Source organism: Microbacterium sp. 20-116 (assembly GCF_041079415.1).
Lineage (GTDB): Bacteria > Actinomycetota > Actinomycetes > Actinomycetales > Microbacteriaceae > Microbacterium.
Window position 1 is genome coordinate 18,971 of sequence record NZ_JBFYGP010000010.1, and the last position, 23,484, is coordinate 42,454.

Below are 23,484 nucleotides of genomic sequence, written 5' to 3' on the forward strand. Positions count from 1 at the left end.
ATGCGCATCTTCGACCCCCACATCCACATGTCGGCGCGCACCACCGACGACTACGAGGCCATGTATCAGGCGGGCGTGCGCGCGCTCGTGGAGCCGGCGTTCTGGCTGGGCCAGCCGCGCACGAGCGTGGGGTCGTTCCTCGACTACTTCGACGCGCTGATCGGGTGGGAGAGGTTCCGCGCCGCGCAGTTCGGCATCCGCCACCACTGCACGATCGCGCTGAACCCGAAGGAGGCGAACGACGCACGCTGCCGCGAGGTGATGGCCGAGCTGCCGACCTACCTCGCCAAGGACGGGGTCGTGGCGGTGGGAGAGACCGGGTACGACTCGATGACCCCCGAGGAGGACGAGATCCTCCGCCAGCACCTCGCCCTCGGCATCGAGTTCGAGCTCCCCGTTCTCGTCCACACCCCGCACCGCGACAAGACCGTGGGCACGCAGCGCACGCTGGACGTGGTCGCCGAGTCCGGCATCCCGATGCAGCACGTGCTCGTCGATCACCTCAACGAGACCTGCGTCGATGCGGTGGCCGACAGCGGCGCCTGGATGGGTTTCTCGATCTATCCCGACACGAAGATGGACGAGCAACGCGTGGTCGCGATCATGCAGCGCATCGGCCTCGACCGCGTCATCGTCAACTCCGCGGCGGACTGGGGCCGCTCAGACCCGCTCAGGACCGCCAAGACGGGCCTGGCGATGCTCGACGCCGGTTTCAGCGACGACGACGTCGACCGGATCCTGTGGCGTAACCCCCGCGACTTCTACGCGCAGAGCGGCCGCGTGAACACCGATCCGATCGAGGGCTTCGCCCCCGCGAGCCAGGGCCCCGACCTGTTCGAGGGCAACTCGGTGCTGCGCGGCACGGCGTCGCGCCAGGGGGCGTGAGGGTGGAACTGTCGTACTGCACCAACGTCCACCCCGCCGAAGACCTCGACGGCATCGTCCGCCAGCTCGACGAGCACGCGGGCCCGATCCGGCGGGCGGCGGGTCTCGACCGCCTCGGCGTCGGACTGTGGATGCCGGTGGGCGTGGCATCCGCCCTCTCCGGCGACCCGGGGGCCCGTGCGGTTCTCGCCGACGCCCTCGAGCGCAACGCTCTGGAGCTGCGGACGGTGAACGCCTTCCCGTATCGCGGGTTCCACGACGATGTCGTCAAGCTCGCGGTCTACCGCCCCGACTGGACCACGCGCGAGCGGCGGGACTACACCCTCGACTGCGCGCGCGCCCTCGCCGCCCTGCTCCCCGAGGGCGCGGAGGGGAGCATCTCGACGCTCCCGCTGGGGTGGAGAGCGGGGTGGGATGCCGCGGCCGACCGCGCCGCCGACGAGAACCTCACCCGACTGGTCGAGGACCTCGCCGCCCTCGAGAGCGAGACGGGTCGGACGGTGCGGGTCGCGATCGAGCCCGAACCCGGCTGCATCCTCGACGACGTCGCCGACGTGGTGGCGTGGCTCGGCGCCCGCCCCCACCTCACGGACGGGGGGCATCTCGGCCTGTGCCTCGACACCTGCCACCTCGCCGTCTCGTTCGCCGACCCCGCCGCAGCCGTCGCGGACGTGGCCGCCGCCGGCATCCGGATCGTCAAGGTGCAGGCCTCGGTCGCCCTCGAGGTGCCCGACCCCGCCGACCCGCGCACGATCGAGGCGTTGCGGCCCTTCGCCGAGGAGCGCTACGTGCACCAGGTGCGCGAGGCCGGGGGCACGCGACGGGCCGACGACCTGCCCGAGGTGCTCGATGCCGCCGAGCCCTGGCCGACCGACCGCCCCTGGCGGGTGCACGTGCACATCCCCCTGCACGCCCGGCCCGCAGAGCCGCTGCGCGCCACGACCGAGGTGCTGCTCGCCGCGATCGACGCGGTCCTCGAGGCCCCCGGCGGCGGTGACGCCCACCTCGACGTCGAGACCTACACCTGGTCGGTGCTGCCCCGCGAACTGCAGCCCGAAACGCTCGTCAGCGGGATCGCGGCCGAACTGCGCTGGGCACACACGCATCTTTCCCGCGCTCTCGCCGGGGTCCCGGCATCCGCGATCGACGAAAGGATCCGCGCATGAGCAAGGTTCTGCTGCTGGACATCGTGGGGCTGACCCCGCGCGCGCTCTCGGCGATGCCCCGGCTCTCCGCCCTGGGCCGCTCCGGCGGGCACCTGGGGCTCGACACGATCCTCCCGGCGGTCACGTGCAGCGTGCAATCGACGATGCTCACCGGCACGATGCCCCGCGAGCACGGGATCGTGGGCAACGGCTGGTACTTCCGCGGTCTCGGCGACCCCCTGCTCTGGCGCCAGCACAACAGGCTCGTCGCGGGCGAGAAGGTGTGGGAGACCGCCCGCCGCTCGCGCCCCGAGCTGAGGACCGCGAACCTCGGCTGGTGGTTCGCGATGGGAGCGACGACCGACATCACCGTGACGCCGCGTCCGATCTACCACGCCGACGGGCGGAAGAGCCCCGACGCCTACGTGCGACCGGCCCCCCTGCACGACCAGCTCGTCGGGGCGCTGGGGGAGTTCCCGCTGTTCCAGTACTGGGGTCCGACCGCGACCATCCAGAGCAGCGCGTGGCTGGCCGAAGCGACCCGGGGCGTGATCACCGAGCGGTGGGGGCCGGCGCCCGATCTGGCGATGGCGTACCTGCCGCACCTCGACTACGACCTGCAGCGCTTCGGACCGAACGGCCCCCAGGCCGACCACGCGGCCCGCGAGCTCGACGACGCGATCGCCCCGCTGCTCGACGACGCGGCCGACCGCGGCTACACCGTCGTGGCGGTCTCGGAGTACGGCATCGAGCCCGCCTCGCGCCCCGTCGACATCAACCGGGCCCTCCGCCGCGAGGGGCTGCTCGAGGTCTACGTGCAGGGCGGCCGCGAGCAGCTCGACCCCTGGACCTCGCGCGCCTTCGCCGTGGCGGATCACCAGGTGGCCCACGTCTACGTTCCGGATGCCGCCGACCTCCCTCGCGTCACGGCGCTGCTGCGCGGGCTCGAGGGCGTCGACGAGGTGCTCGACCGCGACGCGCAGGCGCGGTACGGCCTGGATCACGAGCGCTCCGGCGAACTGGTCGTGGTGGCCGAGCCCGGGGCCTGGTTCACCTACTATTTCTGGCTCGACGACGAGCGTGCTCCCGAGTACGCGCGGGGCGTCGACATCCACCGCAAGCCGGGCTACGACCCCGCCGAGCTGTTCTTCGACCCCGCCGACCGGCTCGCGAAGGCCAAAGCCGGGGCGAACCTGGTGAAGAAGAAACTGGGCCTGCGCTACGCCATGAGCACGGTGCCGCTCGACCCGTCGTGCGTGCGCGGGACGCACGGGCGACTATCGTCGTCGCGCCGCGACGGACCGATGCTGCTCACGAGCGACGCCGGCCTGCTGCCTGACGCCGAGTCGCTGCCCGCCGCGGGCGTGCGCGACCTCGTGCTGCGCGGGCTGGGCGTCTGAGGCGGGCGCCGCCTGTGGCGCGGGCGGTGCACCGAGAACAGGGGATGCGCCGAGAACAGGACGTTCGGGGCGGATGCGTCCTGTTCTGGTGGCATCCCCCTGTTCTGGTGACGCGCGACCCGGCCGCCCCCGCCCCCGACGAAGGTCACGGCCCGCACATGCGGAGGGGCCGGATGCCATGGCATCCGGCCCCTCGTCTCGCTTCCGACCGATCCCCCCGGATCAGCGCTGGCTGAACGCCGCGTCGAACGCCGCCCCCGACGGCTCGTACGACGACAGCTTCCGCACGAAGCCGAGCGCCTCGGGCGCACCGACCAGGCGGTCCATGCCCGCGTCCTCCCACTCGACCGACAGCGGGCCGTCGTAGCCGATCGCGTTCAGCATGCGGAACGCGTCCTCCCACGGCACATCGCCGTGACCGGTCGAGATGAAGTCCCAGCCGCGACGCGGGTCGGCCCACGGCAGGTGCGACGACAGGCGCCCGTTGCGGCCGTTGCCCAGGCGCTTCTTCGTGTCCTTGCAGTGCACGTGGAAGATCTTGTCGCGGAAGTCCCACAGGAAGGCCACCGGATCGATGTCCTGCCACACCATGTGCGAGGGGTCCCAGTTCAGGCCGAACGCCTCGCGATGTCCGATCGCCTCCAGCGCCCGCTCGGTGGTCCAGTAGTCGTAGGCGATCTCCGAGGGGTGTACCTCGTGGGCGAAGCGCACGCCGACCTCGTCGAACACGTCGAGGATCGGATTCCAGCGGTCCGCGAAGTCCTGGTAACCGGCATCCACCATCTCCTCGGTGGCGGGCGGGAACATCGCGACGTACTTCCAGATGCTTGATCCCGTGAAGCCCGTGACCGTCTTCACGCCCAGCTTCGCGGCGAGGCGCGCGGTGTTCTTCAGCTCTTGTGCGGCACGCTGGCGCACGCCCTCGGGGTCGCCGTCGCCCCACACCCGATCGGACACGATGTCGCGGTGTCGCTGATCGATGGGATCGTCGCAGACGACCTGCCCCTTGAGGTGGTTCGAGATGGTCCAGACCTTCAGCCCGTTGCGTTCGAGGATGTCGAGCCTGCCCTGCACGTAGGCCTCGTCGTCCCAGCGCCAGGGGTCGAGGTGGTCTCCCCAGCAGGCGATCTCGAGGCCGTCGTAGCCCCACTCACCGGCGAGGCGGGCCACCTCCTCGAAGGGCAGGTCGGCCCACTGGCCGGTGAAGAGCGTGATCGGTCGCGTCATCGCGTCGTCCTTTCGTCGGTGCGGGTACGGGATCGGGTTCAGGATGCCGCGAAGGCGCGGTCTGCGGCAGGGGCGGCGGCGAGATCGGCGTCGACCCCGGTCCACACGCCCTCGCTCTCGGAGCTGCGCGCGACGGCGTCGAGCACCTCCTGCACGTGCAGGCCGTCCGCGAAGGACGGGGTGGGTGCGGTGCCCGCGGCGACCGCCTCGACGAAGTCCTTCGCCTGATGCGAGAACCCGTGCTCGTAGCCGAGCATGTGACCGGTCGGCCACCACGCGGCGACGTAGGGGTGCTCGGGCTCGGTCACGAGGATCCGGCGGAAGCCCTGTTCGGCGGCGGGGGCCGTCGCGTCGTAGAACTGCAGTTCGTTGGGGCTCTCGAGGTCGAACGACAGCGAGCCGAGGGAGCCGGAGATCTCGATGCGCAGAGCGTTCTTGCGACCCAGGCGGAAGCGCGAGGCCTCGAACGAGGCGAGGGCGCCGCTCTCGAGACGGCCGGTGAACAGAGCGAGATCGTCGACGGTGACGGCTCCGCGCTCGGTGCCGGCGGAACCGGAGAGCCCGGACGCGGAAGCGAGGACGGGACGCTGGGCGACGATCGTCTCGAGGATGCCGGCGACGCGGACCACGCGCTGCCCGGTCATGAACTCGGTGAGGTCGACGGCGTGAGCTCCGATGTCGCCGAGGGCGCCGGAGCCGGCGCGGTCCTTCTGCAGGCGCCACGTGAGCGGGGCCTCGGCGTCGCTCAACCAGTCCTGCAGGTACTCGGCGCGCACCTGGCGGATGTCGCCGAGACGGCCGGCGGTGATGAGATCGCGGGCGAAGGTCGTGGCGGGCAGGCGTCGGTAGGTGAAGCCGACCATCGATCGGATGCCGCTGGCGGAGGCGGCCGCGGCGGCCTCGGCCATACGGCGGGCTTCGTCGACGGTGTTGGCGAGGGGCTTCTCGCACAGCACGTGCTTGCCGGCGGCGAGGGCGGCGATGGCGATCTCGGCGTGCGAGTCGCCGGGGGTCACGATGTCGACGACGTCGATGTCGGAGCGTTGGATGACCTCGCGCCAATCGGTCGCACTCTCTCGCCATCCCCAGGTGTCGGCGGCCGTTTCCGTGCGGGCGGCGTCGCGTCCGACGAGCACGCTCATCTCGGGGGCGAGGGGGAGGTCGAAGAAACGAGGGGCGACGCGCCATCCCTGGGAATGCGCGGCGCCCATGAATCCCGCACCGATCATGGCGATGCGAAGGGGCTGGGTCACGATGACGTCTTTCTGTGGGGGGACGAGGGACGGGGCGCCCGCGACGAACGCGGGCGCCCCGGACCGGGTCAGGACTGGAACGAGAGGTCGATGAAGGACGCGACGTTGTCCTTCGTCACCACGGGGGCGTCCAGCACGATGCGGTTGGGAACGCTGGGGGTGATGAGGTCTCCCGCGGTCTTGCCCTGGGCGATCAGGCGTGCCAGCGCGATGCCGTCGGCGGCCTGCGTCGACGGGTAGATCACCGTCGCCTTGAGGACGCTGTCGTCGGCCTGGATGGACTCCATGGCGTTGCGGCTGCCCGCACCGCCGACCATGATGAACTCGTCGCGACCGGCCGCCGTGACGGCGGCGAGCACGCCGATGCCCTGGTCGTCGTCGTGGTTCCAGATGGCGTCGATCTTGGGGTTGGCCGACAGCAGCTGCGAGGTCGAGGCCTCGCCGCCCTGCACGGTGAAGTCCGCGGCGACGCGGGGGCCGACCTTCAGGCCGCAGTCCGACAGGGCGTCGGCGAAGCCCGCCGAGCGGTCCTGCGTGAGCGGCAGCGAGTCGATGCCCGCGATCTCGCCCACGATGGCGTTGCTGTTGCCCTCGAGCTGCGAGCAGATGTACGTACCGGCGCTGACGCCCATGCCGTAGTTGTCGCCGAGGATCGTCGAACGGGCGGCGAAGGGGCTCGAGAACTCGCGGTCGACGTTGATGACGGGGATGCCCGCGTTCATCGCCTTGATTGCGACCTCGGTCAGGGCGGCGCCGTCGCTGGGCAGCAGCACGATGGCATCCACGCCGTCGTTGATGAAGGTCTCGACGGCGGCGATCTGCGCGTTGACGTCGTTGGTGCCCTCGGCGACCTTCAGATCGACGTCGGGGAAGCTCTCGGCGGCGGCGAGTGCGCCGGAGTTGATGGCGCCGAGCCAACCGTGGTCGGCGGCGGGGCCGGAGAAGCCGATGGTGACGGTGTCACCGGTGGCGGCGTTCTCCTCGGTCGTGGTGCCCTGGCCGACGATGTCCTCGTTGTCGCTGCCCGAACCGGTGCAACCGGCGAGCAGGCCGACCGAGGCGATGACGGCGATGCCGGTCAGGACGAGTCGCGAACGCGACTTCCACTGTGAGCGCATGTTTCCTCCTTGAAATGTGATGCAGCTGGGGTCATCGCGGCCCCGGGTCACTCCGGAAAGAGGGGTCCACTCTGACGCGGCTCACGCTAGCAGAAGTGTCGTCCGGGCGAGCATCTTTTGTTTTTTGATCCGCATAAGTACCGCTGGCGAGCCTTTGTGCCCGAAGAGTGCTCGCGTGCGCGCGGGAGGCGGCCGCCCGCTTTCCCTCGGAACACGGGTCGCGCGACGACGAGGCGGCGTGTTATGTTCGCCGCGTGATCAAAGTTGACCATCAGTCGTCATTACTCACCGTCCGAGGCGTGACCAAGTCCTTCGCCGGCGTCCGCGCCCTGCGCGGTGTCGATCTCGACATCGTCGCCGGAGAGGTGCACTGCGTGCTGGGCCAGAACGGCGCGGGCAAGTCGACTCTCATCAAGACGCTCGCGGGCGTCCACCGCCCCGACGAGGGCGAGATCGTCTGGCTCGGCGAGAACGTCGAGATCGCCGATCCCGACGCGGCCATCGAGCTCGGGATCGCCACGATGTACCAGGAGCTCGACGTCGTCGACGGCCTGACGATCGCCGAGAACATCTTCCTCGGGCACGAGCTCGCGCGCGGCGGTTTCACCCAGCGCGCCGAGGCGGCCCGTCAGACGAAAGAGCTCCTTCGCCGACTCGGCCACGCCAACCTCTCGCCGAACACCGAGGTCGGCTCGCTCAGCGCCGCGAACAAGCAGATCGTGAGCATGGCGCGCGCCCTGTCGCACGACATCAAGCTGATCATCATGGACGAGCCCTCCGCCGTGCTCGACACCGAAGAGGTCAAGAACCTCTTCGCGGTCGTGCGGGAGCTCACCGCGGCGGGCATCGCCGTCGTCTACATCACGCACCGGCTCGAGGAGATCCGCGAGATCGGCGACCGCATCACCGTTCTGAAGGACGGCCGTACGACCGCGGTCGGCCTCTCCGCCGCCGACACCCCGAAGGCCGAACTCATCCGGCTCATGACTGGGCGCGAGGTCGCGAACGTCTTCCCGGAGCGGGTGCCCGTGGCATCCGATGCACCCGTCGTGCTCGACGTGCAGGGACTCGGACTCGACGGGGTCTTCTCCGACGTGTCGTTCTCGGTGCGCGCCGGCGAGGTCGTGGGGTTGGCGGGACTCGTCGGATCGGGTCGGTCGGAGATCCTCGAGACCGTCTACGGCGCCCGCCGCTCGAGCGCCGGCTCGGTTCGCGTGCGCGAGAAGGTGCTGCCGCGCGGGTCCGTCCGCGCCGCCGTCGGGGCGGGCATCGGGCTGTCTCCCGAGGAGCGCAAGAGCCAGGGGCTCGTGCTCGACGAGCCGATCTTCGTCAACATCGCCCTCGCCTCGATGAAACGCTTCGCCAAGGGCGGGTTCCTCGACGACCGCGCGGCGCGCAAGGTCGCGCGCGAACAGATCGACGCCTTCGAGCTGCGCCCCGCCGATCCCGATCGACCCGCCCGTACCCTCTCGGGCGGCAACCAGCAGAAGATCCTACTCGCCCGCTGGCTCGTGCACGGCACCGAGGTGCTGCTGCTCGACGAACCCACCCGCGGCGTCGACGTCGGCGCTCGCGCCGAGATCTACGCCCTCATCCGCGATCTCGCCGCCGCCGGCAACGCCGTCGTCGTCGTCTCGAGCGAGATCGAAGAGGTGCTCGGCCTCGCCGATGTCGTCCTCGTCGTCGCCGACGGTCGGATTCTGCGCACCCTCCCCTCCCACCAGATCGACGAGCACGGTGTGCTCGATCTCGTCATGAAAGGATCCGCCGCGTGAGCGAGCCGACCACCCCGACCCGTGCACGCACGGTCCCCACAGAGACCGGGGCCGTCGCGGCCCCGGCTCCCGCGCCGGCCTGGCGCCGCTTCCTTTCCGGTTCGGCCGGTCGAAACATCGGCCTCGTCGTCGCCCTGCTCGTGATCGTCGTCGTCGGCGCGATCACCGCCCCCGGTTCGTTCACGAGCGTCGACAACCTGCTCGTCATCCTCCGCCAGGCCTCGATCATCGGCGTGATCAGCATCGGCATGACCCTCGTGATCATCGCCGGCGGCATCGACCTGTCGGTCGGCTCGGTCATGGGCCTGGCCTCGGTCGTGGCCACCCTCGCCGCCGTGCAGGATCTCGCCGACAACCTGCACTGGAGCGTCATGGTCGTCATCGCTCTCGCGGTGGGCGTGGGCGCGGGCCTGATCAACGGCATCGTCATCGCCTACGGCAACGTCGTGGCCTTCATGGCCACCCTCGCCATGCTCGTGGGCGCCCGGGGCCTCGCCGAGATCCTCGCCGAGCGTCGCACGCTCGTCGTGCAGGACCGCGGCTTCATCACCTTCATGAACGCCGACATCCTCGGCGTCGACATCCTCATCTGGATCTTCGCGATCGTCGCGGCCCTGGGCTGGGTGCTGCTGAACCGCACCACGTTCGGTCGACGCACGGTCGCCGTCGGCGGCAACCGCGAGGCCGCGCGCCTCGCCGGCATCGACGTGCGCCGCCACACGATGTGGCTCTACGCCATCACGGGACTGTGCGCCGGCATCGCGGCCGTCATGATCCTCGGCCGCACCACGGCCGGCACGTCGACGCACGGTCAGCTCTACGAATTGGATGCCATCGCGGCGGTCGTCGTGGGCGGGACGCTGCTCGTCGGCGGCCGGGGCACGATCACCGGTACGGTGTTCGGCGTCCTCATCTTCGCGACGCTGTCCAACGTGTTCATCCAGAACAATCTCTCGTCTTCCGTCCAGGCGGTGGCGAAAGGTGTCATCATCGTGGTCGCGGTGCTCCTGCAGCAGCGCTTCTCCCGCCCGCCGGGGCGGGGCTGACGACCCCTTGTGCCGACGGCGGCTGCGTGATTCGCGTAGCCGCCGTCCGTAAGTGGATGGAATGCATTGCTACTAATGGTGTACTGAGGGCGTGAAGAGGATGACGACAGATTCGGTGCAGTCGGTCAACGGCGTGAGCCAGTTGTTCCAGCTGCTGCGAGACGGCGTACCGCGTACGCGTGCGGAACTGGCCAAGTCGACCGGGCTCGCCCGATCGACGGTCGCCGTCCGTGTCGACGAGCTCATGCGGATGGGCCTCATCACCCCGGTCGCCGACGCCGTGTCCACCGGCGGGCGTCCCCCGTCGCAGTTCGCCATCAACCCCGCCGCCAAGGTCGTCGTGGCCGTCGACCTCGGCGCGTCGCACGCCACGGTCGCGATCGCCGATCTCACCGGCAAGGTGCTCAGCGAGCGCACCGGCGAGATCGACATCGCCACCGGCCCCGAGCCCGTGCTGACCTGGCTCGTCGAGACCGCCATGGCGCTGCTGTCCGAATCCGGACGCTCGACCACCGACGTCGCCGCCATGGGCATCGGCGTCCCCGGGCCCGTCGAGCACTCCACCGGCCAGCCGGTGAATCCGCCGATCATGCCCGGGTGGGACCGCTTCGACATCCCCGGCTGGATCTACCAGCACATGCCCGTCCCGGTCCTCGTCGACAACGACGTCAACATCATGGCCCTGGGCGAGCGCAGCATCGCCTGGCCCGCCGTCGACCACTTCATGTTCGTGAAGGTAGCGACCGGCATCGGCACCGGCATCATCTCCGACGGCCGCCTTCAGCGCGGCGCCCAGGGCATCGCCGGCGACATCGGCCACGTCCAGGTCGCGCGCGGCGCCGACATCCCGTGCCAGTGCGGCAACCGCGGGTGCCTCGAGGCCCTGGCATCCGGCCCCGCGATCGCCCGTGCGCTGCGCGCGCAGGGGATCGAGGCGCACACCGGCTCCGACGTGGTCGATCTCGTCAAGCGCGGCAACATCGACGCGATCCAGGCCGTGCGCCAGGCGGGTCGCGACATCGGCGAGGTGCTCACCACGTGCGTGAGCCTCATGAACCCTTCGGTCATCGCCATCGGCGGCTCCATGGCCCGCGTCGGCGAACACCTCATCGCGGGCGTTCGCGAGGTCGTCTACACGCGCTCCACGCCCTTGGCCACCGAGTACCTGTCGATCGTGCAGTCGGTGGCCGCCGAGAAGGCCGCGGTGATCGGCGCGAGCATGCTCGCCGTCGAGCACGCCCTCGCCCCCGAGTCGCTGAACGCCGCGTTCCTGCGCGCCTGACCCGCCGCGGGCGGGGGGTCGCGGCCGGGCTCGGCGCGCGTACCCGACGGCGGAGTGTTGGCTCGACACGCCGGTTCGGAATGCCGGGTGCCCGGCGCGTCGTGATGGTTTCCGCCGTTGGGCTCGCCGTGTTCGCCGGGGCCGGGGCGACCTGCGGTCCGGGCGCCTGTACCTAACGGCGGAGTGTTTGTTCGACATGCCGGTTCGGGATGCCGGGTGTCCGGCGCGCCGCGTTGCTTTCCGCCGGTGGGCTCGGTGTGGCTTCCACGGTCGGCTGGGGGAGTCGGGTGACCCGCGAGCCGTCGGTCTCGGTGGTCGCCGGGGCCGGAGCGACCTGCGGGCCCGGCGTCCGCGCCTAACGGCGGAGTGTGTGCTTGACATGCCGGTTCGGGATGCCGGGTGCCCGGCGCGTCGTGATGGTTTCCGCCGTTGGGCTCACCGTGTTCGCCGGGGCCGGGGCGACCTGCGGTCCGGGCGCCCGTACCTAACGGCGGAGTGTTTGTTCGACATGTCGGTTCGGGATGCCGAGTGTCCGGCGCGCCGCGTTGCTTTCCGCCGTTGGGCTCGGTGTGGCTTCCACGGTCGGCTGGGGGAGTCGGGTGACCCGCGAGCCGTCGGTCTCGGTGGTCGCCGGGGCCGGAGCGACCTGCGGGCTGGGCGCCTGTACCTAACGGCGGAGTGTGTGCTTGACATGCCGGTTCGGGATGCCGGGGGTCCGGCGTGTCGCGATGTTTTCCGCCGTTGGGCTCACCGTGTTCGCCGGGGCCGGGGCGACCTGCGGTCTGGGCGCCCGTACCTAACGGCGGAGTGTCGGTTCGGGATGCCGGGTGTCCGGTGCGTCGTGATGGTTTCCGCCGGTGGGCTCGGTGTGGCTTCCACGGTCGGCTGGGGGAGTCGGGTGACCCGCGAGCCGTCGGTCTCGGCGGTCGCCGGGGCCGGAGCGACCTGCGGGCCCGGCGTCCGCGCCTAACGGCGGAGTGTGTGCTTGACATGCCGGTTCGGGATGCCGGGGGTCCGGTGCGTCGCGATGGTTTCCGCCGTTGGGCTCGCCGTGTTCGCCGGGGCCGGGGCGACCTGCGGTCCGGGCGCCTGTACCTAACGGCGGAGTGTTTGTTCGACATGCCGGTTCGGGATGCCGGGGGTCCGGCGTGTCGCGATGTTTTCCGCCGTTGGGCTCACCGTGTTCGCCGGAGGCGTCGGTCGGTCGCTCGCGGCGCGGAGTGTCCCTCTCCACGCCGCGAGCGGGTCTCAGGGCGAGCGGCGCGAGGCGCGAGTGATGGACGCGGGTGTGGTGACATCCGGCGTACCAGGGTCGGCGCCCGCCCCGGCGGGCACGGTTTCTCGCCGGGCGTCGACGCCCGGCCCGGCATCCGATCCACCCGACCCGGCATCCGCCCCCTCGGCATCCGCCCGCGCGGCGGCCACCGCGGCGGCGATCTCGCGCGCGTGAGCGGCCTTGCGTCGTCGCGCGGCGACGATGCGCCAGGCCACGAGCAGGGCGATCGCGGCGAGGATCGCGAGCGCGGTCCACGGCACGGCGGCGGTGGCGGCGGCAGCCTGCGACACGAGCGGGTCGAGGGTCGAGGGCTCGGCGCCGGCCAGTGTCCGCGAGACCACCTGCGAGGTGGCCGTCACCTCGGCCGACAGCAGCACGAGGGGGACCACCCCGGCAACCTCGACGGTGCGCTGCAGCGAGCTGCCGGGGAGCAGTTCGGGGGCGTCGTCGGCCGCGGTCACGCCCGCCCAGCCGAAGGGCCCGCCCAGGGCGACCTCGACATCGGGGTCGAGCCGCGTATTGCCGGTGTTGGTGAGGGTGTAACTGACGGTCGCGGATCCCGTCTCGGCGGGGTTCGCGGTGCCGTGGTAGTCGACGACGACGTCGCCCACGGCCAGCGCGGGTGCGAGGTCGCCCTGCACGCGCAGGTGCACGCGCGAGCCCAGGCGGCGTTCGGTGACGGTGCCGTTGTCGGCCGTCACGAGCATGGATGCCACGATGCCGGCCGCATAATCACCGGGGGCCGCGTCGGCCGGGACGACGACGGTGAAGGGGACCTCGGCGCTCGCGCCGCTGTCGAGCGTGAGCTCGGACGAGTCGATCGAGACCCAGCTGCCGAGGTCGGTGGACTCCACGCCTCCGGCGAGGATGTCGAGGGCTCCGTCTTCGGTGAGGAAGCCGTCGGCGGCGTAGACGCGCAGGGTGATCGGCTGGGAACTGCGATTGGCGACGTACAGGGCATCGCCGACGGTGCCGCCCGGGAGGAGGTCGTAGGCGTAGTTGGGCCGGTCGCGCCCCTGAGCGGTGTCGGCGGGTTTGACGCTCCACGTCACCGTGGTCTCGGCGGAAGGAGCGGCGGCCGCGGTGGCGGCGACGGGGGTTCCCAGCAACAGCGCGAGGCCGGCGAGGAACGAGACGAGAGTACGGAGGGGACGGGGGGAGGTCTTCGCCTGGGACATGGGCGTGGCTTTCGTGTGGAGGGGTCCCGTCGGGGCCACGCTCTCGAGGAGCGCGACCCCGACGGGTGGGGATCAGCTGAGGGCGGTCAGCGTCACGGTCGCGGTGTAGGTGCCGCGGGGGGTCTCGAGCGGGAGCTTGAGATCCAGGTCGGCGCCCACGAGCGAGGAGCCGCGCTCGTGGCCGTCGTTCGCCTGCGCGAGGGTGCGCGCGACCGACAGGCCCTGGCCGCTGTCGAAGCCGGAGGGCACGGGAGCGCCGGCGACGGCGCCGCCCTGCGTCTCGAGGACCTCGGGCGTCCAGCCGAGGTACTTGCTCGACACTTCCTGGCCGCCGGCGGTGAAGTTCGACACCTGAGCGGTCAGCGACCACCCGGGGTTGCCGGCCCGCGTGTCCTGCACGCGGATCGGCACGATCTCACCGGAGGCGGCGTAGTGGTCGAGGTTCTCGGTCGCCACTCCCAGGTCGACCAGGCGCGAGGTGCCCTCGATCGACCACGTGAGCTCGCCCGAGCCCTGGTCGGGAACCGTCACCGCGATGGCCTGGTCACCGGCAGGAGGCGCGGTCGGCGCCTCACCCGTGTAGTCGCCCGTGGTCGAGCCGGCGCGGACGCCCGCACCGAACGCGGCGGCGGGGGAGTTGCCGTCGAGTGCGAGAGCCCCGTACACCGTGGTGTTCGCCACGCGCAGGTTCGCGGTGTTCCCGGTGAGCGAGAGATTCCCGCCGATCGAGTTGGCGAACGCGTCGGAGCCGCCGTCGGCGGTGGCGCCGATCAGCACGTCGCGCGAGCTGCCGCTCACGGTGACGTCGCCCTTGACGACGGCTCCCGTCATCGACACACCCCAGCCCGAGCCGTCGACCGACACATCGGCGCCGACCGAGGAGCGCACGACGTCGACGTAGTTCGCCCGCTGGGTGAGCAGCGAGCCCGAGATCGCGCTGTCGACGACCTCCACGTCGATGCCGCCGGCTTCCACCGAGCCCCCGACCTTCAGGTCGTTGACGTAGAGGAATCCCACGGTGGTGTCGGCGGAGTACGCGCTGATGTCGCCGGCCACGCTCGTGCCGTCGAGCGAGACGCCGTACGCGTCGGTGGCGACGACGTCTCCGGTGACGGTGACCGAGGTGGCATCCAGCCATCCGCCCGCCTCGACGACGATGTCGCCCTCGACGGTCGCGCCGCCGAGGATGCAGTCCGCGCCGCCGGGGACGATCAGGTTGCCCGAGACGCTCTGGCTGCCCAGGTCGTCGGTACAGGTGAGGTCGGCCGCGTACGCGGGCACGGCGACGACGCTGCCCCCGATGACGAGGAGGCCGACGGTGGTCAGTTTCGTGATTCTGTTCATCGGTTCTTCCTCGTCGCTCAGCCGCGCAGGGCTGCGATGTTGTCGTAGCTGCGGTCGGCGTTGGCGAGCGAGTCCCCGGGGTTGACCGGCACCGTGGAGGCGTTGTCCTGTTCGAACATGCCGAAGCGCTGGCCGCGGTCGCGCAGCTGCGACAGGAACGCCGTGTAATCGATGTTCCCGGCGCCGAACTCGACGATGTCGTAGCCGTTGGCGCTGCTCGGGTTGAGCTTGCCGTCCTTGAGATGCAGGATCGGGAAGCGGCGGGGGTCGCGCTTGATGTAGTCGATCGGCTCGAACCCCGGGTACAGGTGCTTTCCGACGTGCGCCCAGTAGACGTCCATCTCGAAGAACACCGTCTCGGGGTTCAGGTTCGCCCAGTACAGGTCGTAGATGCGCTCGTTCGTGTCGGTCGTGAAACCCCATTCCTGGGCGTGGTTGTGCAGGTAGAGCTTGATGCCCGCAGCGCGACCCTTCTCGCCCATCTGGTTCCACGTGCCGATGGCCTGCATCCAGGGATCCTTGGCGAGGGGGCCGCCGTATCCGCCGGCGATCGGCCCGCCCTGACCCAGGTGCGGCATGCCCAGCACGTGCGCGATCTCGAGCTGCTGGTCGATGTTGGCCGGGGTGAGGTTGACGTGCGCGCCGGTCGCGCGCAGGCCGTTGTCGTCGAGCAGCTGGCGGATCTCCTGCGGGGTGATGGCGCCGACGCCTCCCTGCGTGTATCCCGCGAACTCGATCTCCGAGTAGCCGATGCGGGCCAGCTCCTCGAACACCGCGCGGAAGCCCAGCGAGCTGACCTTGTCGCGGACGGTGAACAGCTGGATGCCGATGCGGTTGACGGGGACGAGACGCTTGCCGGCGCTGACCGGGGGAGCGGCCGCTGCGGCGCGGGCGCCGAAAGCGGTGGATGCCGAGGCGGCGGCGGGCATGGCGGCGGCGCCGATGCCGACGGCGACGGACGACGCCGCCAGGGCCTTGAGCAGGGTACGCCGGCTCATGGGCCGATCCGACACCGTGGGGTGCGCGTGGTCGTGGTGGTGACTCATGACTCTCCTTCGAGGTGGGTCCGCCCCGGGGTCGGGGACGACCGTGGGGGTGGTGGGGGCCGCGGTGCGCGACCCCCACCCGGGTATTACTTCTTGACGGTCAGGTTCGCGCTGCCGCTGCTCTTCGCGATCCCGCTCGAACCGGTGTACGACGCCTGCACCTGGTAGGCGCCTTCCGCGCTGAGCTTGGGCAGGGTCACCTGGACGGTGCCGTCTGAGCCGAGCGTGCCGGTGAGGGTGGCGACGACCGCGTTGTTACGGCGGATGGTCACCGTGGCGTCGCCGGTCGGGACGATGCCCGTCGACGAAGCCACCTGGACCGTGGCGGCGGCCGCCACGGCGGGCTTGACCGGTGTCGGCGAGACGGCGACCGAGGTCGTCGACTTCGCCTGCGAGACCGTGAGACGACCGATGCCGGCCGAACCCTTGAAGGTCTCGTCGGCCCCGTAGGTGGCCCGCAGGGTGTGCGTGCCGACCGGGAGATCCGCCGGGAGGGCGACGACGGCGTTGCCGTCCGCGTCCAGCGTCGCGCGACCGAGTTCGGTCTCGCCGACGGTGAGCACGACCTCGCCCGTGGGGGCGCCGCCCTCTCCGCGCACCGACACCGTCACGTCGCCGGGCGCGCCGTAGGTGACGCGCGGGGAGCCGAGCGAGACGAGCGTGCGGGTGTCGACGGTCGGCTCGTTGGGAGCGTCGAGGTCGATCGTGAACGACACGGAACCGAGCTCCGAGACGTTGCCGCCGGTGTCGGTGGCCCGGTAGCGGATGTCGTAGACACCGTCCTGATCGAACGTCACCCCGTACTGCTGGTTCGCCGCGAGGGTGATCCAGGTCGCGCCGTTGTCGCGCGAGTACTGGACGCTCGCGAGCGTGCCGTTGTCCGCGGCCTGGACCGCGAAGCGGACCGGCTCGTTGAACACGCCGCCGACACCCGTCGGGGTGGCGGGGGACAGCGTGTGCGCGACCGTCGGCGGCGTGACGTCGCCGACCCCGTCGCCCACCATGGTCAGCGCGTCGACGGCGAGCTCGTCGGCCGAGGTGACGTAGAGCGCTCCGGAGCCCTCGGGGGCGTCGAAGGCGACCTCGACGTCCTGCCAGCCGCTGCCCGCGGGGATGGTCGCGGTCGCGAAGGGCTCGGCGTCGACCGCTCCCCAACGAAGCTGGACCTCTCCCGCACCGCTGGCGCGCACCACGGCACCGTCGATCCCGGCGAAGTTCACCGGGTCGTAGGCGAGGTAGTCGCCCGCTCCCAGGCCGCGGACGGCGTTGCCGCCCGAGGCGTCGGCGTCGGCGTACGTGGCGACGCCCTCGCGACGGATCGCGTGCTCGGCCTGCTGCAGCTTGGGGTTCAGGCGAACGGTCGCCTCACCCGTGGCCGCCGGCAGTCCGTTGGCGCCCGCGTCGGTGTAGGTGACCACGACCGCGCCGTACAGCAGGGCACCGGGGCCGTGCTCGGGCGAGTTCGGGTCGGTGCGGAAGACGCCCGTGCAGCCCGTGCCCGAGACCTCGGGGTGGGCGTGCTCGTCGTGGCCGAGACCGTAGGTCCAGCTCACGCGCGAGCAGTCCGTGGCGTCGCCGTCCTCGGCATCCGTCGTCGTCACCTGGAAGGGGATCGCCTGACCCCAGTCGAAGAACGCGCCGTTGCCGGGGAAGGCCACGGTCACCTCGGGTGCCTGGTTGCCCACCGAGATGGTGCGCGAGGTCAGGCCGAAGCGTCCACCCGGGTCGGACACGCGCAGGCGAGCGCTGTAGTTGCCCAGCTCGGTGTAGGTGTACGACGCGGTGACGCCGGTGGCGTCGTAGTCCCCGTCGCCGTCGAAGTCCCACTCGTAGGTGAGGGTGTCTCCGTCGGGGTCGGTCGAGGTCGACGCGTCGAACTCGACGGTCAGGGGCGCCTGCGACGACGAGGTGGGCGTCGCGGTGAAACGCGCCTGGGGCGACTTGTTCCCGGCCACGTAGTCGATGCGGTACAGGCCTGCATCGGGGTTCGCGCGGAAGAAGCCGTCGCCGTAGTCGAGCACGTACATCGAGCCGTCGGGCCCGATCTCCATGTCCATGGGGTTGTCGTGCGGCGGCTGACCGAGGGTGCTCAGAGCGGCGTTGGGCAGGAAGTCCTCGATCGCGCTGACCTCGAAGCTTTCCCAGTCGAGCGTGAACGCGGCGATGTAGTCCTGCGAGAACTCGCCCATGAACGCCTTGCGGTCCCAGTGCTGGGGGAGCTTCGTGGGCGAGGGGTTGTTCTCGTCGTAGTGGTAGACGGGGCCGCCCATGGGGCCCTGGCCGTTACCGGCTCCGAAGTTCACCAGCTCGTCCCACGGCTGGTCGCCGGGGTTGTCGCCGTACCAGAGGGTCGCGGGCTGCGCGGGGGGAAGATCGGTGAGACCGGTGTTCCAGCGCGACTCGTTCTTGAGGTTGGCGGGGTCGAAGAACGCCCCCGGCGTCGCCGTGGCGAAGTCCCAGTCGTTGTACGCCTGGTTGTCGGCGTGCACGTACGGCCAGCCGGCGTTCTGCGGCTCGTCGAGGCTGATGGCGTTCCACTCCACGAGGCCCATGGGTCCGCGGCCCGCGGTCTGGGCGACGGCCTTCGTGGCGTCGGGGCCGTAGTCGCCCCACGACAGCGAGTTGGTCTCGACGTCGACCTCGATGCGGAAGGGGTTGCGCACGCCCATCACGAAGATCTCGGGGCGGGTGAGTTCGGTCCCGGGAGCGAAGAGGTTGCCCTCGGGGATCGTGTACGAGCCGTCGTCCTCGACGTGGATGCGCAGGATCTTGCCGCGCAGGTCGTTGGTGTTACCGGCACCGCGGCGAGAGTCGAAACCGGGGTTGTAGCCGGGGGCGTCGTTGTTGGGCGCGAAGCCGTTGGCGCCCGGGGTGGATGCCGGGGTGTTGTCGCCCGTGCTCAGGTAGAGGTTGCCGTCGCCGTCGAACCCGATGTCGGCGCCGACGTGACAGCACTGGCCGCGCTGGACCTCGACGTCGAGGACGACCTGCTCGCTCGCGAGGTCGAGGGCCTCTCCGTTCCACTGGAAGCGGGCGAGCCGGTTCACGCCGACCCACTGGTCCCAGTACGACTCGTCGGCTCCGGCGGGGAGGGTGTTGGGGGAGTTGCCCGCCGGGGTGTCGGCGACGCCGTCGCCGTCGGCGTCGCGCGGGGAGTAGACGAGATAGACCCAGTTGTTCTCGGCGAAGTTCGGGTCGAGGGCCACCGTCTGCAGACCGTCTTCGGAGTTGGCGTAGACGTCGAGCGTGTTGGTGACGCGTGTGACGCCCGTCGCGGGATCGGTCAGGCGCACGTCTCCGTTGCGAGCGGTGTGCAGCACGCGCTTGTCGGGGAGGACCGCGAGGTCGATGGGCTCGCCCACGTCTTTCGTGAGCAGCACGCGCTCGTAGTTGCTCCAGTCCAAAGCGCCGCCGTCTTCGCCGGTGTCGCCGGGGTCGGGGGTGCCGGGGTCGGTGGGATCGCCGTGATCGCCCCCGGGGTCAGTCGTGCCGTGGTCGTGCCCGTCGTGCGCGAAGGCCGGGACGGGTGCTGCGGCGATGGCGCCCAGGCCCAGTGCGGTGGCCGCGAGGACCGCCGTCAACCGGGACCGGACGACCGGATGCCGAGAAGTAGAGTTCATCGTGAAACAGCTCCTGTGAATGCGTTCGAGTTGTTTTCACCGGGTCGCCACACAGTCGGTCTCAACGACTGATCGTGGCGGCCCGGGCTCTTCCTGCGGTGGCGGTCGGCCACGCGCCGTGTCTGCTCCTTACTCTTCGTCGAGTGGGAGGGGTCGCCGATCACCGCCTCTCGGGCGGTTCGTGGGGCGAGCCTCGGGGGGATGAGGTGTCCGGTTGTGAGGGACGTCGCTCGTCGTCATCTTGACGGATGTTTTTCCATAGGTCAATCAAAAGTTGCGTAATGTGCACACAACAAAAGTGCGCTTGACGCGAGCCTTGTGGTTTGCTTTCGTCGCGGGCTACCATCGCCGCACGGTGCGTCTCGCGCCGCCCCCACTCGTCGGCGAAGAGGCCGGCACGGCCGAGGAGGCCCCATGCTTCATGGACTGACCGGATGGCACCTGCTGATCGTCCTCGCGGTGATCGTCCTGTTGTTCGGCGCTGCCAAGCTGCCGGCGCTGGCGCAGAGCGTCGGCAGGTCGGCCCGCCTGTTCAAGGGCGAGTTGAAGGCGATGAAGGACGACGACGCGGTACCGCTCGACCACGCGGTCGCGCCGGCGCACCCCGAGCCCCGGTCCACGGCGGTCGTCGCGGATCCGCCGCCGACGCGCTGAGCACCTCGCGACAAGGGGATCCACCCGCCACGCTGCGCTCCGCGGATCAGACGGGGTCGACACCGGAGATGTGCGCCGACGCCCGCGCCGACACGGTGCGCAGCGCCGACAGCACACGCCGCACCGCGGCGTAAGCGAGCGCGTCGGGCCGCGCCAGTGCGTCCACGTGGCGCACCAGGGCGAGGTCGGCGAGCGGTCGCAGCACCAGCCCGTCGACGGCGAGGGGCGTCGTCGTGGTGCGCGGCATGACGGCGATCGCTGCGCCGGCGCGCACGACCTCGGCCGTCACCGAGAACTCGTTGATGCGGTGGGCGACGTCGAGAGGGCGCCCCACGTGTGCGGCGAGATGGTCGAGAACGCCGGCGAGCGGGAATCCGGGGTGCACCGACACCCATCTCTCGGCGACGAGGTCGGCCGCACGCAGCTCGTCGCGTCCGGCGAGCGGGTGGTCTGCCGGCAGGGCGATGTCGAGCGGCTCTTCTAGCAACGGCACCGTGACCACGCGGTCCGCGGGCCACGGTTCGTCGTGCGCGAGGCGGTGCGCCACGACGAGGTCGTGGTCGGCGGTCAGCCCCGGAAAATCGCGGTGCGCCACATCGGCGTCGGCGAGGTGCAGTGGCGGCGTGCCGTCGAGTTCGCGCAAGAGGGGCCCGAAGAGCGCGAGTGCGGCGCTGTGGAAGGCCGAGACGCGCACGGGGCGGTCGCTCGCGTCGAGGAACGCACCCACGGCCTCTCGCGCCGACACGAGAGCCTCGTCGACCCGCGCGCCGGCGGCGGCGAGGGCCTCTCCGGCGGGCGTGAGGGCGAGGGTGCGCCCGCGCCGGGTGGTCAGCGGAACGGGCACGTGCGCCTGCAGCGCGGACAGCTGCTGCGACACCGCCGACGCGGAGACGTGCATGCGCTGCGCCACGGCGGCCACGCTTCCGCGGTCTCGGAGCTCGCGCAGCAGGCGAAGATGACCGACATCCATAAGGAAGAACTTACGACACGGTGAAGAAGGATCCCATTGTTCTTCCGCGTCGCCCGCGTCACGGTGGGGGCATGCCCCGCCGCGTCCCGGAACTCGTCGTCGACCTCCTCCTCGTCGTGGTCGCCGCGGTCTGGGGCGCCAGCTTCCTCGCCGCGAAGGAGTTGGTGTCCGAGACCGGCGTCGCCTCCGGCGTGGCTCTTCGCTTTCTCGTGGCCGCGATCGCCCTCGGCATCCTGTGTCTGGCGAGACGGGAACGGATGCCGCGCGGCCGAGGTCTCGCGATCGCCGCTGTGCTCGGGTGCTCGCAGGCGGCGATCATCGGGCTCGAGACCGCGAGCGTGCACCTGACCTCGGCGACCAACGCCGGGCTCCTCATCAGTCTCGCCCTCGTCTTCACCCCGGTGCTCGAGAGCGTCGCCGCACGCTCGTGGCTCCCGCGGTCGTACTTCGTCGCAGCGGTCGCCGCGGTGGTCGGCGTCGCCCTGCTCGTCTCGGGAGGGGGCCTCCGCACGCCCAACCTGGGCGACGTGCTGGTCATCGCCGCGGCGGTCGTCCGCGCCGTCCACGTCACCGCCAGCGGGCACCTCACCCGTGGCCGACACGACAGCACCCTCGCCGTCGTGTTCGTGCAGCTGCTCGTGTGCGCCCTCGCCTCGTCGGCCGTGGCCGGCGCCGACCTGCCGCGTGCGGCCGCCGGGCTCTCGGCATCCGGATGGATCGACGTGTTCTTCCTCGGCCTGCTGTGCTCGGTGTTCGCCTTCGTGGTGCAGCTGTGGGCGGTGCGGCGCACCTCGGCGACCCGCGCGAGCATCCTGATGGGCACCGAGCCCGTGTGGGCGCTCGCCGTGGGCGTCGCCATCGGCGGCGAGGCGGTCGGTGCCCCCGGGCTGATCGGTGCCGCGCTGATCATCGCCGCGTCGTACGCGGGACAGGCGATCGAACGACGGCACCGCCGCTCGCGCGAGGCGGCGCAGGGTGGTGCCGTCGTCGGGCCGATCAGTTCTGCTCGGGTCTCGGTCGACGCCACCGCGCCCACGCCGTCGCCGTGAGACCCGCTCCGACCAGTGCGACCGCGAGGAGGATCGACGCGATCTCGCCACCGGTCAGGGGCAGGCCGCCCCCGGGGGATCCGGGACCCGCGCCGGGCGGTGGGGAGCAGTCGACCGTGCAGGTGGCGCTCGGCAGGGGGGTGATCTCGACGGTGATGCCGACGCCGTCGTCGGCGACGGCCGCGGGGAACAAGAGCGTGTCGCTCATGAGACCTCCACCGCCTCGCGCCGACCCTCTTCACGGGCGCGCGCCACGAGGTCGTCGAGGCGCCGGCGGGAACGGCGACGCCCGGACGCGGCGGCTGCGACGACGAGGGCGAGCCCGACCGCGGCGGCGAGGTGCAGCCACGGCACCGCCCAGACGGTGACGCTCTGCGTCACGGGCGTCGCGGCGAGCGTCGAGTCGGGCACCGCGGCATCCACCGTCACGTCCTTCGTCAGCAGGAAGAGCGGCCACGCGGGCTGGGGCTCGGTTCGCACGTCCCGCGATTCGCCGGGCAGCAGCACACCGCGTTCCGTCGTCGTCGACTCCACCGCGTCGGCCACGGCGAGAGCGGTGTTCCCGGTGTTCTCCGCCGTGTACGCGTAGGTGATCGACCCCGGCGCGAAAAGGTTCCACGACGGCGTGTATTCCGCGCGGACCTCGCCGACGCCCACCGCGGGGGCGAGCTCGCCCGTCACACGGGTCGAGACGCGGAAGCCGACGCGGCTGTCCACTCCCACTTTTGTGCCGTCCGCTCCCGCGGAGGTGGAGCGAACGGATGCCGAGACCCCGGCCGCGTGATCGCCCGGGGTGGCGTTCGGTGGCACGACGATCTCGAACGAGACGACGCGCGTCTCGCGGGGAGCGAGCGTGACCGACGGTTCGATCGTGATCCAGGTGCCCGCATCGACCGAGGTGCGATCGGCCGGGAGCATCGTGAAGCGCCCGGTCTCGGTGTAGTAGCCGTCCGCCGCGTCGAGGGCGAAGGTCGCCTCGCTCTCGCTGAAGTTCTTCACGGCGAGATGCTCGGTGACGCGCTGGCCCGGATCGATCTCGACCTGCATGACCCGTCGACCGTCCGCTCCCTCGGCCGAGGCCGGGGTGACCGACCAGGTGACCGAGCCGGCGGTGTCGTCCGCCAGGACGGGAGGGGCCGCGGCGATCGCGGCCGCGGCCACGATGAGCCCGGCCACCGTGGCGGACCCTCCGCGTGAGAGCGCCGCCCTCATCGCG

At 71.1% G+C, this 23,484-nt stretch carries 18 protein-coding genes; 8 read left to right on the forward strand and 10 right to left on the reverse strand.

Annotation, left to right across the window (positions count from 1 at the left end; genetic code table 11):
* Genes AB6V29_RS15225 through AB6V29_RS15235 form a run of 3 tightly spaced genes read left to right on the forward strand, consistent with a single transcriptional unit; the run spans position 1 to position 3,430 of the window.
* Positions 1-885, forward strand: coding sequence for a TatD family hydrolase (locus AB6V29_RS15225; protein ID WP_369359668.1), 885 nt, complete (start codon positions 1-3; stop codon positions 883-885).
* Entirely contained in the window at positions 882-2,051 is a 1,170-nt protein-coding gene (eboE, locus tag AB6V29_RS15230; protein WP_369359670.1) for a metabolite traffic protein EboE, read from the forward strand. The genes AB6V29_RS15225 and eboE overlap by 4 nt, the downstream gene beginning before the upstream one ends.
* Entirely contained in the window at positions 2,048-3,430 is a 1,383-nt protein-coding gene (locus AB6V29_RS15235; RefSeq protein WP_369359672.1) for an alkaline phosphatase family protein, read from the forward strand. Before eboE ends, AB6V29_RS15235 begins: the two co-directional genes overlap by 4 nt.
* Before the next feature lie 222 nt (positions 3,431-3,652).
* On the opposite strand, the gene AB6V29_RS15240 is transcribed toward AB6V29_RS15235, so the two are convergent.
* The 3 genes from AB6V29_RS15240 to AB6V29_RS15250 all read right to left on the reverse strand — a co-directional run bounded on the left by AB6V29_RS15240 (position 3,653) and on the right by AB6V29_RS15250 (position 7,028).
* Positions 3,653-4,657, reverse strand: coding sequence for a sugar phosphate isomerase/epimerase family protein (locus AB6V29_RS15240; protein ID WP_369359674.1), 1,005 nt, complete (start codon positions 4,655-4,657; stop codon positions 3,653-3,655).
* Between the two features lie 38 nt (positions 4,658-4,695).
* A complete protein-coding gene (locus AB6V29_RS15245) occupies positions 4,696-5,886 on the reverse strand; it encodes a Gfo/Idh/MocA family protein (RefSeq protein WP_369359743.1) in 1,191 nt (396 codons plus the stop codon).
* Between the two features lie 92 nt (positions 5,887-5,978).
* On the reverse strand, positions 5,979-7,028 hold the full coding sequence (locus AB6V29_RS15250; RefSeq protein WP_369359676.1) for a substrate-binding domain-containing protein: 1,050 nt from the start codon (positions 7,026-7,028) through the stop codon (positions 5,979-5,981).
* A 299-nt stretch (positions 7,029-7,327) separates the two neighbouring features.
* On the opposite strand from AB6V29_RS15250, the gene AB6V29_RS15255 reads away from it, so the two are divergent.
* From AB6V29_RS15255 to AB6V29_RS15265, 3 genes are all read left to right on the forward strand, one after another.
* Positions 7,328-8,803, forward strand: a complete 1,476-nt coding sequence (locus AB6V29_RS15255; RefSeq protein ID WP_210076136.1) for a sugar ABC transporter ATP-binding protein — start codon at positions 7,328-7,330, stop codon at positions 8,801-8,803.
* Complete coding sequence (locus tag AB6V29_RS15260) at positions 8,800-9,849, forward strand: ABC transporter permease (protein ID WP_267788320.1); 1,050 nt, start codon at positions 8,800-8,802, stop codon at positions 9,847-9,849. Before AB6V29_RS15255 ends, AB6V29_RS15260 begins: the two co-directional genes overlap by 4 nt.
* A 100-nt stretch (positions 9,850-9,949) precedes the next feature.
* Entirely contained in the window at positions 9,950-11,131 is a 1,182-nt protein-coding gene (locus tag AB6V29_RS15265) for an ROK family protein (protein ID WP_369359679.1), read from the forward strand.
* Between the two features lie 1,248 nt (positions 11,132-12,379).
* On the opposite strand, the gene AB6V29_RS15270 is transcribed toward AB6V29_RS15265, so the two are convergent.
* From AB6V29_RS15270 to AB6V29_RS15285, 4 genes are all read right to left on the reverse strand, one after another.
* Positions 12,380-13,585, reverse strand: coding sequence for a DUF916 domain-containing protein (locus AB6V29_RS15270; RefSeq protein WP_369359681.1), 1,206 nt, complete (start codon positions 13,583-13,585; stop codon positions 12,380-12,382).
* Positions 13,586-13,657: 72 nt separating this feature from the next.
* Positions 13,658-14,929 carry a hypothetical protein gene (locus AB6V29_RS15275; RefSeq protein WP_369359683.1) on the reverse strand — a complete coding sequence of 424 codons (1,272 nt, stop codon included), beginning with the start codon at positions 14,927-14,929 and terminating at the stop codon, positions 13,658-13,660.
* A 17-nt stretch (positions 14,930-14,946) separates the two neighbouring features.
* Positions 14,947-15,927 carry a sugar phosphate isomerase/epimerase gene (locus tag AB6V29_RS15280; protein WP_307457783.1) on the reverse strand — a complete coding sequence of 327 codons (981 nt, stop codon included), beginning with the start codon at positions 15,925-15,927 and terminating at the stop codon, positions 14,947-14,949.
* 134 nt (positions 15,928-16,061) lie between these two features.
* Positions 16,062-19,595 (reverse strand): PQQ-dependent sugar dehydrogenase, encoded by a 3,534-nt coding sequence (locus tag AB6V29_RS15285; RefSeq protein WP_369359685.1) that lies wholly within the window; start codon positions 19,593-19,595, stop codon positions 16,062-16,064.
* Between the two features lie 414 nt (positions 19,596-20,009).
* Here AB6V29_RS15285 and AB6V29_RS15290 point away from each other — a divergent pair, with 414 nt between their 5' ends.
* The gene (locus tag AB6V29_RS15290) at positions 20,010-20,249 is read left to right on the forward strand and encodes a Sec-independent protein translocase subunit TatA (RefSeq protein WP_267788311.1); all 240 of its coding nucleotides are present in this window, start codon (positions 20,010-20,012) and stop codon (positions 20,247-20,249) included.
* A gap of 46 nt (positions 20,250-20,295) precedes the next feature.
* On the opposite strand, the gene AB6V29_RS15295 is transcribed toward AB6V29_RS15290, so the two are convergent.
* Complete coding sequence (locus AB6V29_RS15295; RefSeq protein ID WP_267788310.1) at positions 20,296-21,219, reverse strand: LysR family transcriptional regulator; 924 nt, start codon at positions 21,217-21,219, stop codon at positions 20,296-20,298.
* 71 nt (positions 21,220-21,290) lie between these two features.
* Between AB6V29_RS15295 and AB6V29_RS15300 the strand changes: the two genes are divergently transcribed.
* Positions 21,291-22,268: a DMT family transporter gene (locus AB6V29_RS15300; protein WP_369359688.1), complete on the forward strand. Its 978-nt coding sequence runs from the start codon at positions 21,291-21,293 to the stop codon at positions 22,266-22,268.
* On the opposite strand, the gene AB6V29_RS15305 is transcribed toward AB6V29_RS15300, so the two are convergent.
* Positions 22,216-22,476, reverse strand: a complete 261-nt coding sequence (locus tag AB6V29_RS15305; RefSeq protein ID WP_267788307.1) for a hypothetical protein — start codon at positions 22,474-22,476, stop codon at positions 22,216-22,218. The two genes, AB6V29_RS15300 and AB6V29_RS15305, sit on opposite strands and share 53 nt — an antisense overlap.
* A complete protein-coding gene (locus AB6V29_RS15310) occupies positions 22,473-23,444 on the reverse strand; it encodes a DUF916 domain-containing protein (RefSeq protein ID WP_369359690.1) in 972 nt (323 codons plus the stop codon). The genes AB6V29_RS15305 and AB6V29_RS15310 overlap by 4 nt, the downstream gene beginning before the upstream one ends.
* Between the last annotated feature and the right edge of the window lie 40 nt (positions 23,445-23,484).

Bases quoted from the DNA above. Each gene is read 5' to 3' on its own strand.
- AB6V29_RS15225 (WP_369359668.1), top strand. From the start codon at position 1: ATGCGCATCTTCGACCCCCACATCCACATGTCGGCGCGCACCACCGAC.
- AB6V29_RS15235 (WP_369359672.1), top strand. From the start codon at position 2,048: ATGAGCAAGGTTCTGCTGCTGGACATCGTGGGGCTGACCCCGCGCGCG.
- AB6V29_RS15240 (WP_369359674.1), bottom strand. From the start codon at position 4,657: ATGACGCGACCGATCACGCTCTTCACCGGCCAGTGGGCCGACCTGCCC.
- AB6V29_RS15245 (WP_369359743.1), bottom strand. From the start codon at position 5,886: ATGATCGGTGCGGGATTCATGGGCGCCGCGCATTCCCAGGGATGGCGC.
- AB6V29_RS15250 (WP_369359676.1), bottom strand. From the start codon at position 7,028: ATGCGCTCACAGTGGAAGTCGCGTTCGCGACTCGTCCTGACCGGCATC.
- AB6V29_RS15265 (WP_369359679.1), top strand. From the start codon at position 9,950: ATGACGACAGATTCGGTGCAGTCGGTCAACGGCGTGAGCCAGTTGTTC.
- AB6V29_RS15270 (WP_369359681.1), bottom strand. From the start codon at position 13,585: ATGTCCCAGGCGAAGACCTCCCCCCGTCCCCTCCGTACTCTCGTCTCG.
- AB6V29_RS15275 (WP_369359683.1), bottom strand. From the start codon at position 14,929: ATGAACAGAATCACGAAACTGACCACCGTCGGCCTCCTCGTCATCGGG.
- AB6V29_RS15280 (WP_307457783.1), bottom strand. From the start codon at position 15,927: ATGAGCCGGCGTACCCTGCTCAAGGCCCTGGCGGCGTCGTCCGTCGCC.
- AB6V29_RS15285 (WP_369359685.1), bottom strand. From the start codon at position 19,595: ATGAACTCTACTTCTCGGCATCCGGTCGTCCGGTCCCGGTTGACGGCG.
- AB6V29_RS15290 (WP_267788311.1), top strand. From the start codon at position 20,010: ATGCTTCATGGACTGACCGGATGGCACCTGCTGATCGTCCTCGCGGTG.
- AB6V29_RS15295 (WP_267788310.1), bottom strand. From the start codon at position 21,219: ATGGATGTCGGTCATCTTCGCCTGCTGCGCGAGCTCCGAGACCGCGGA.
- AB6V29_RS15300 (WP_369359688.1), top strand. From the start codon at position 21,291: ATGCCCCGCCGCGTCCCGGAACTCGTCGTCGACCTCCTCCTCGTCGTG.
- AB6V29_RS15305 (WP_267788307.1), bottom strand. From the start codon at position 22,476: ATGAGCGACACGCTCTTGTTCCCCGCGGCCGTCGCCGACGACGGCGTC.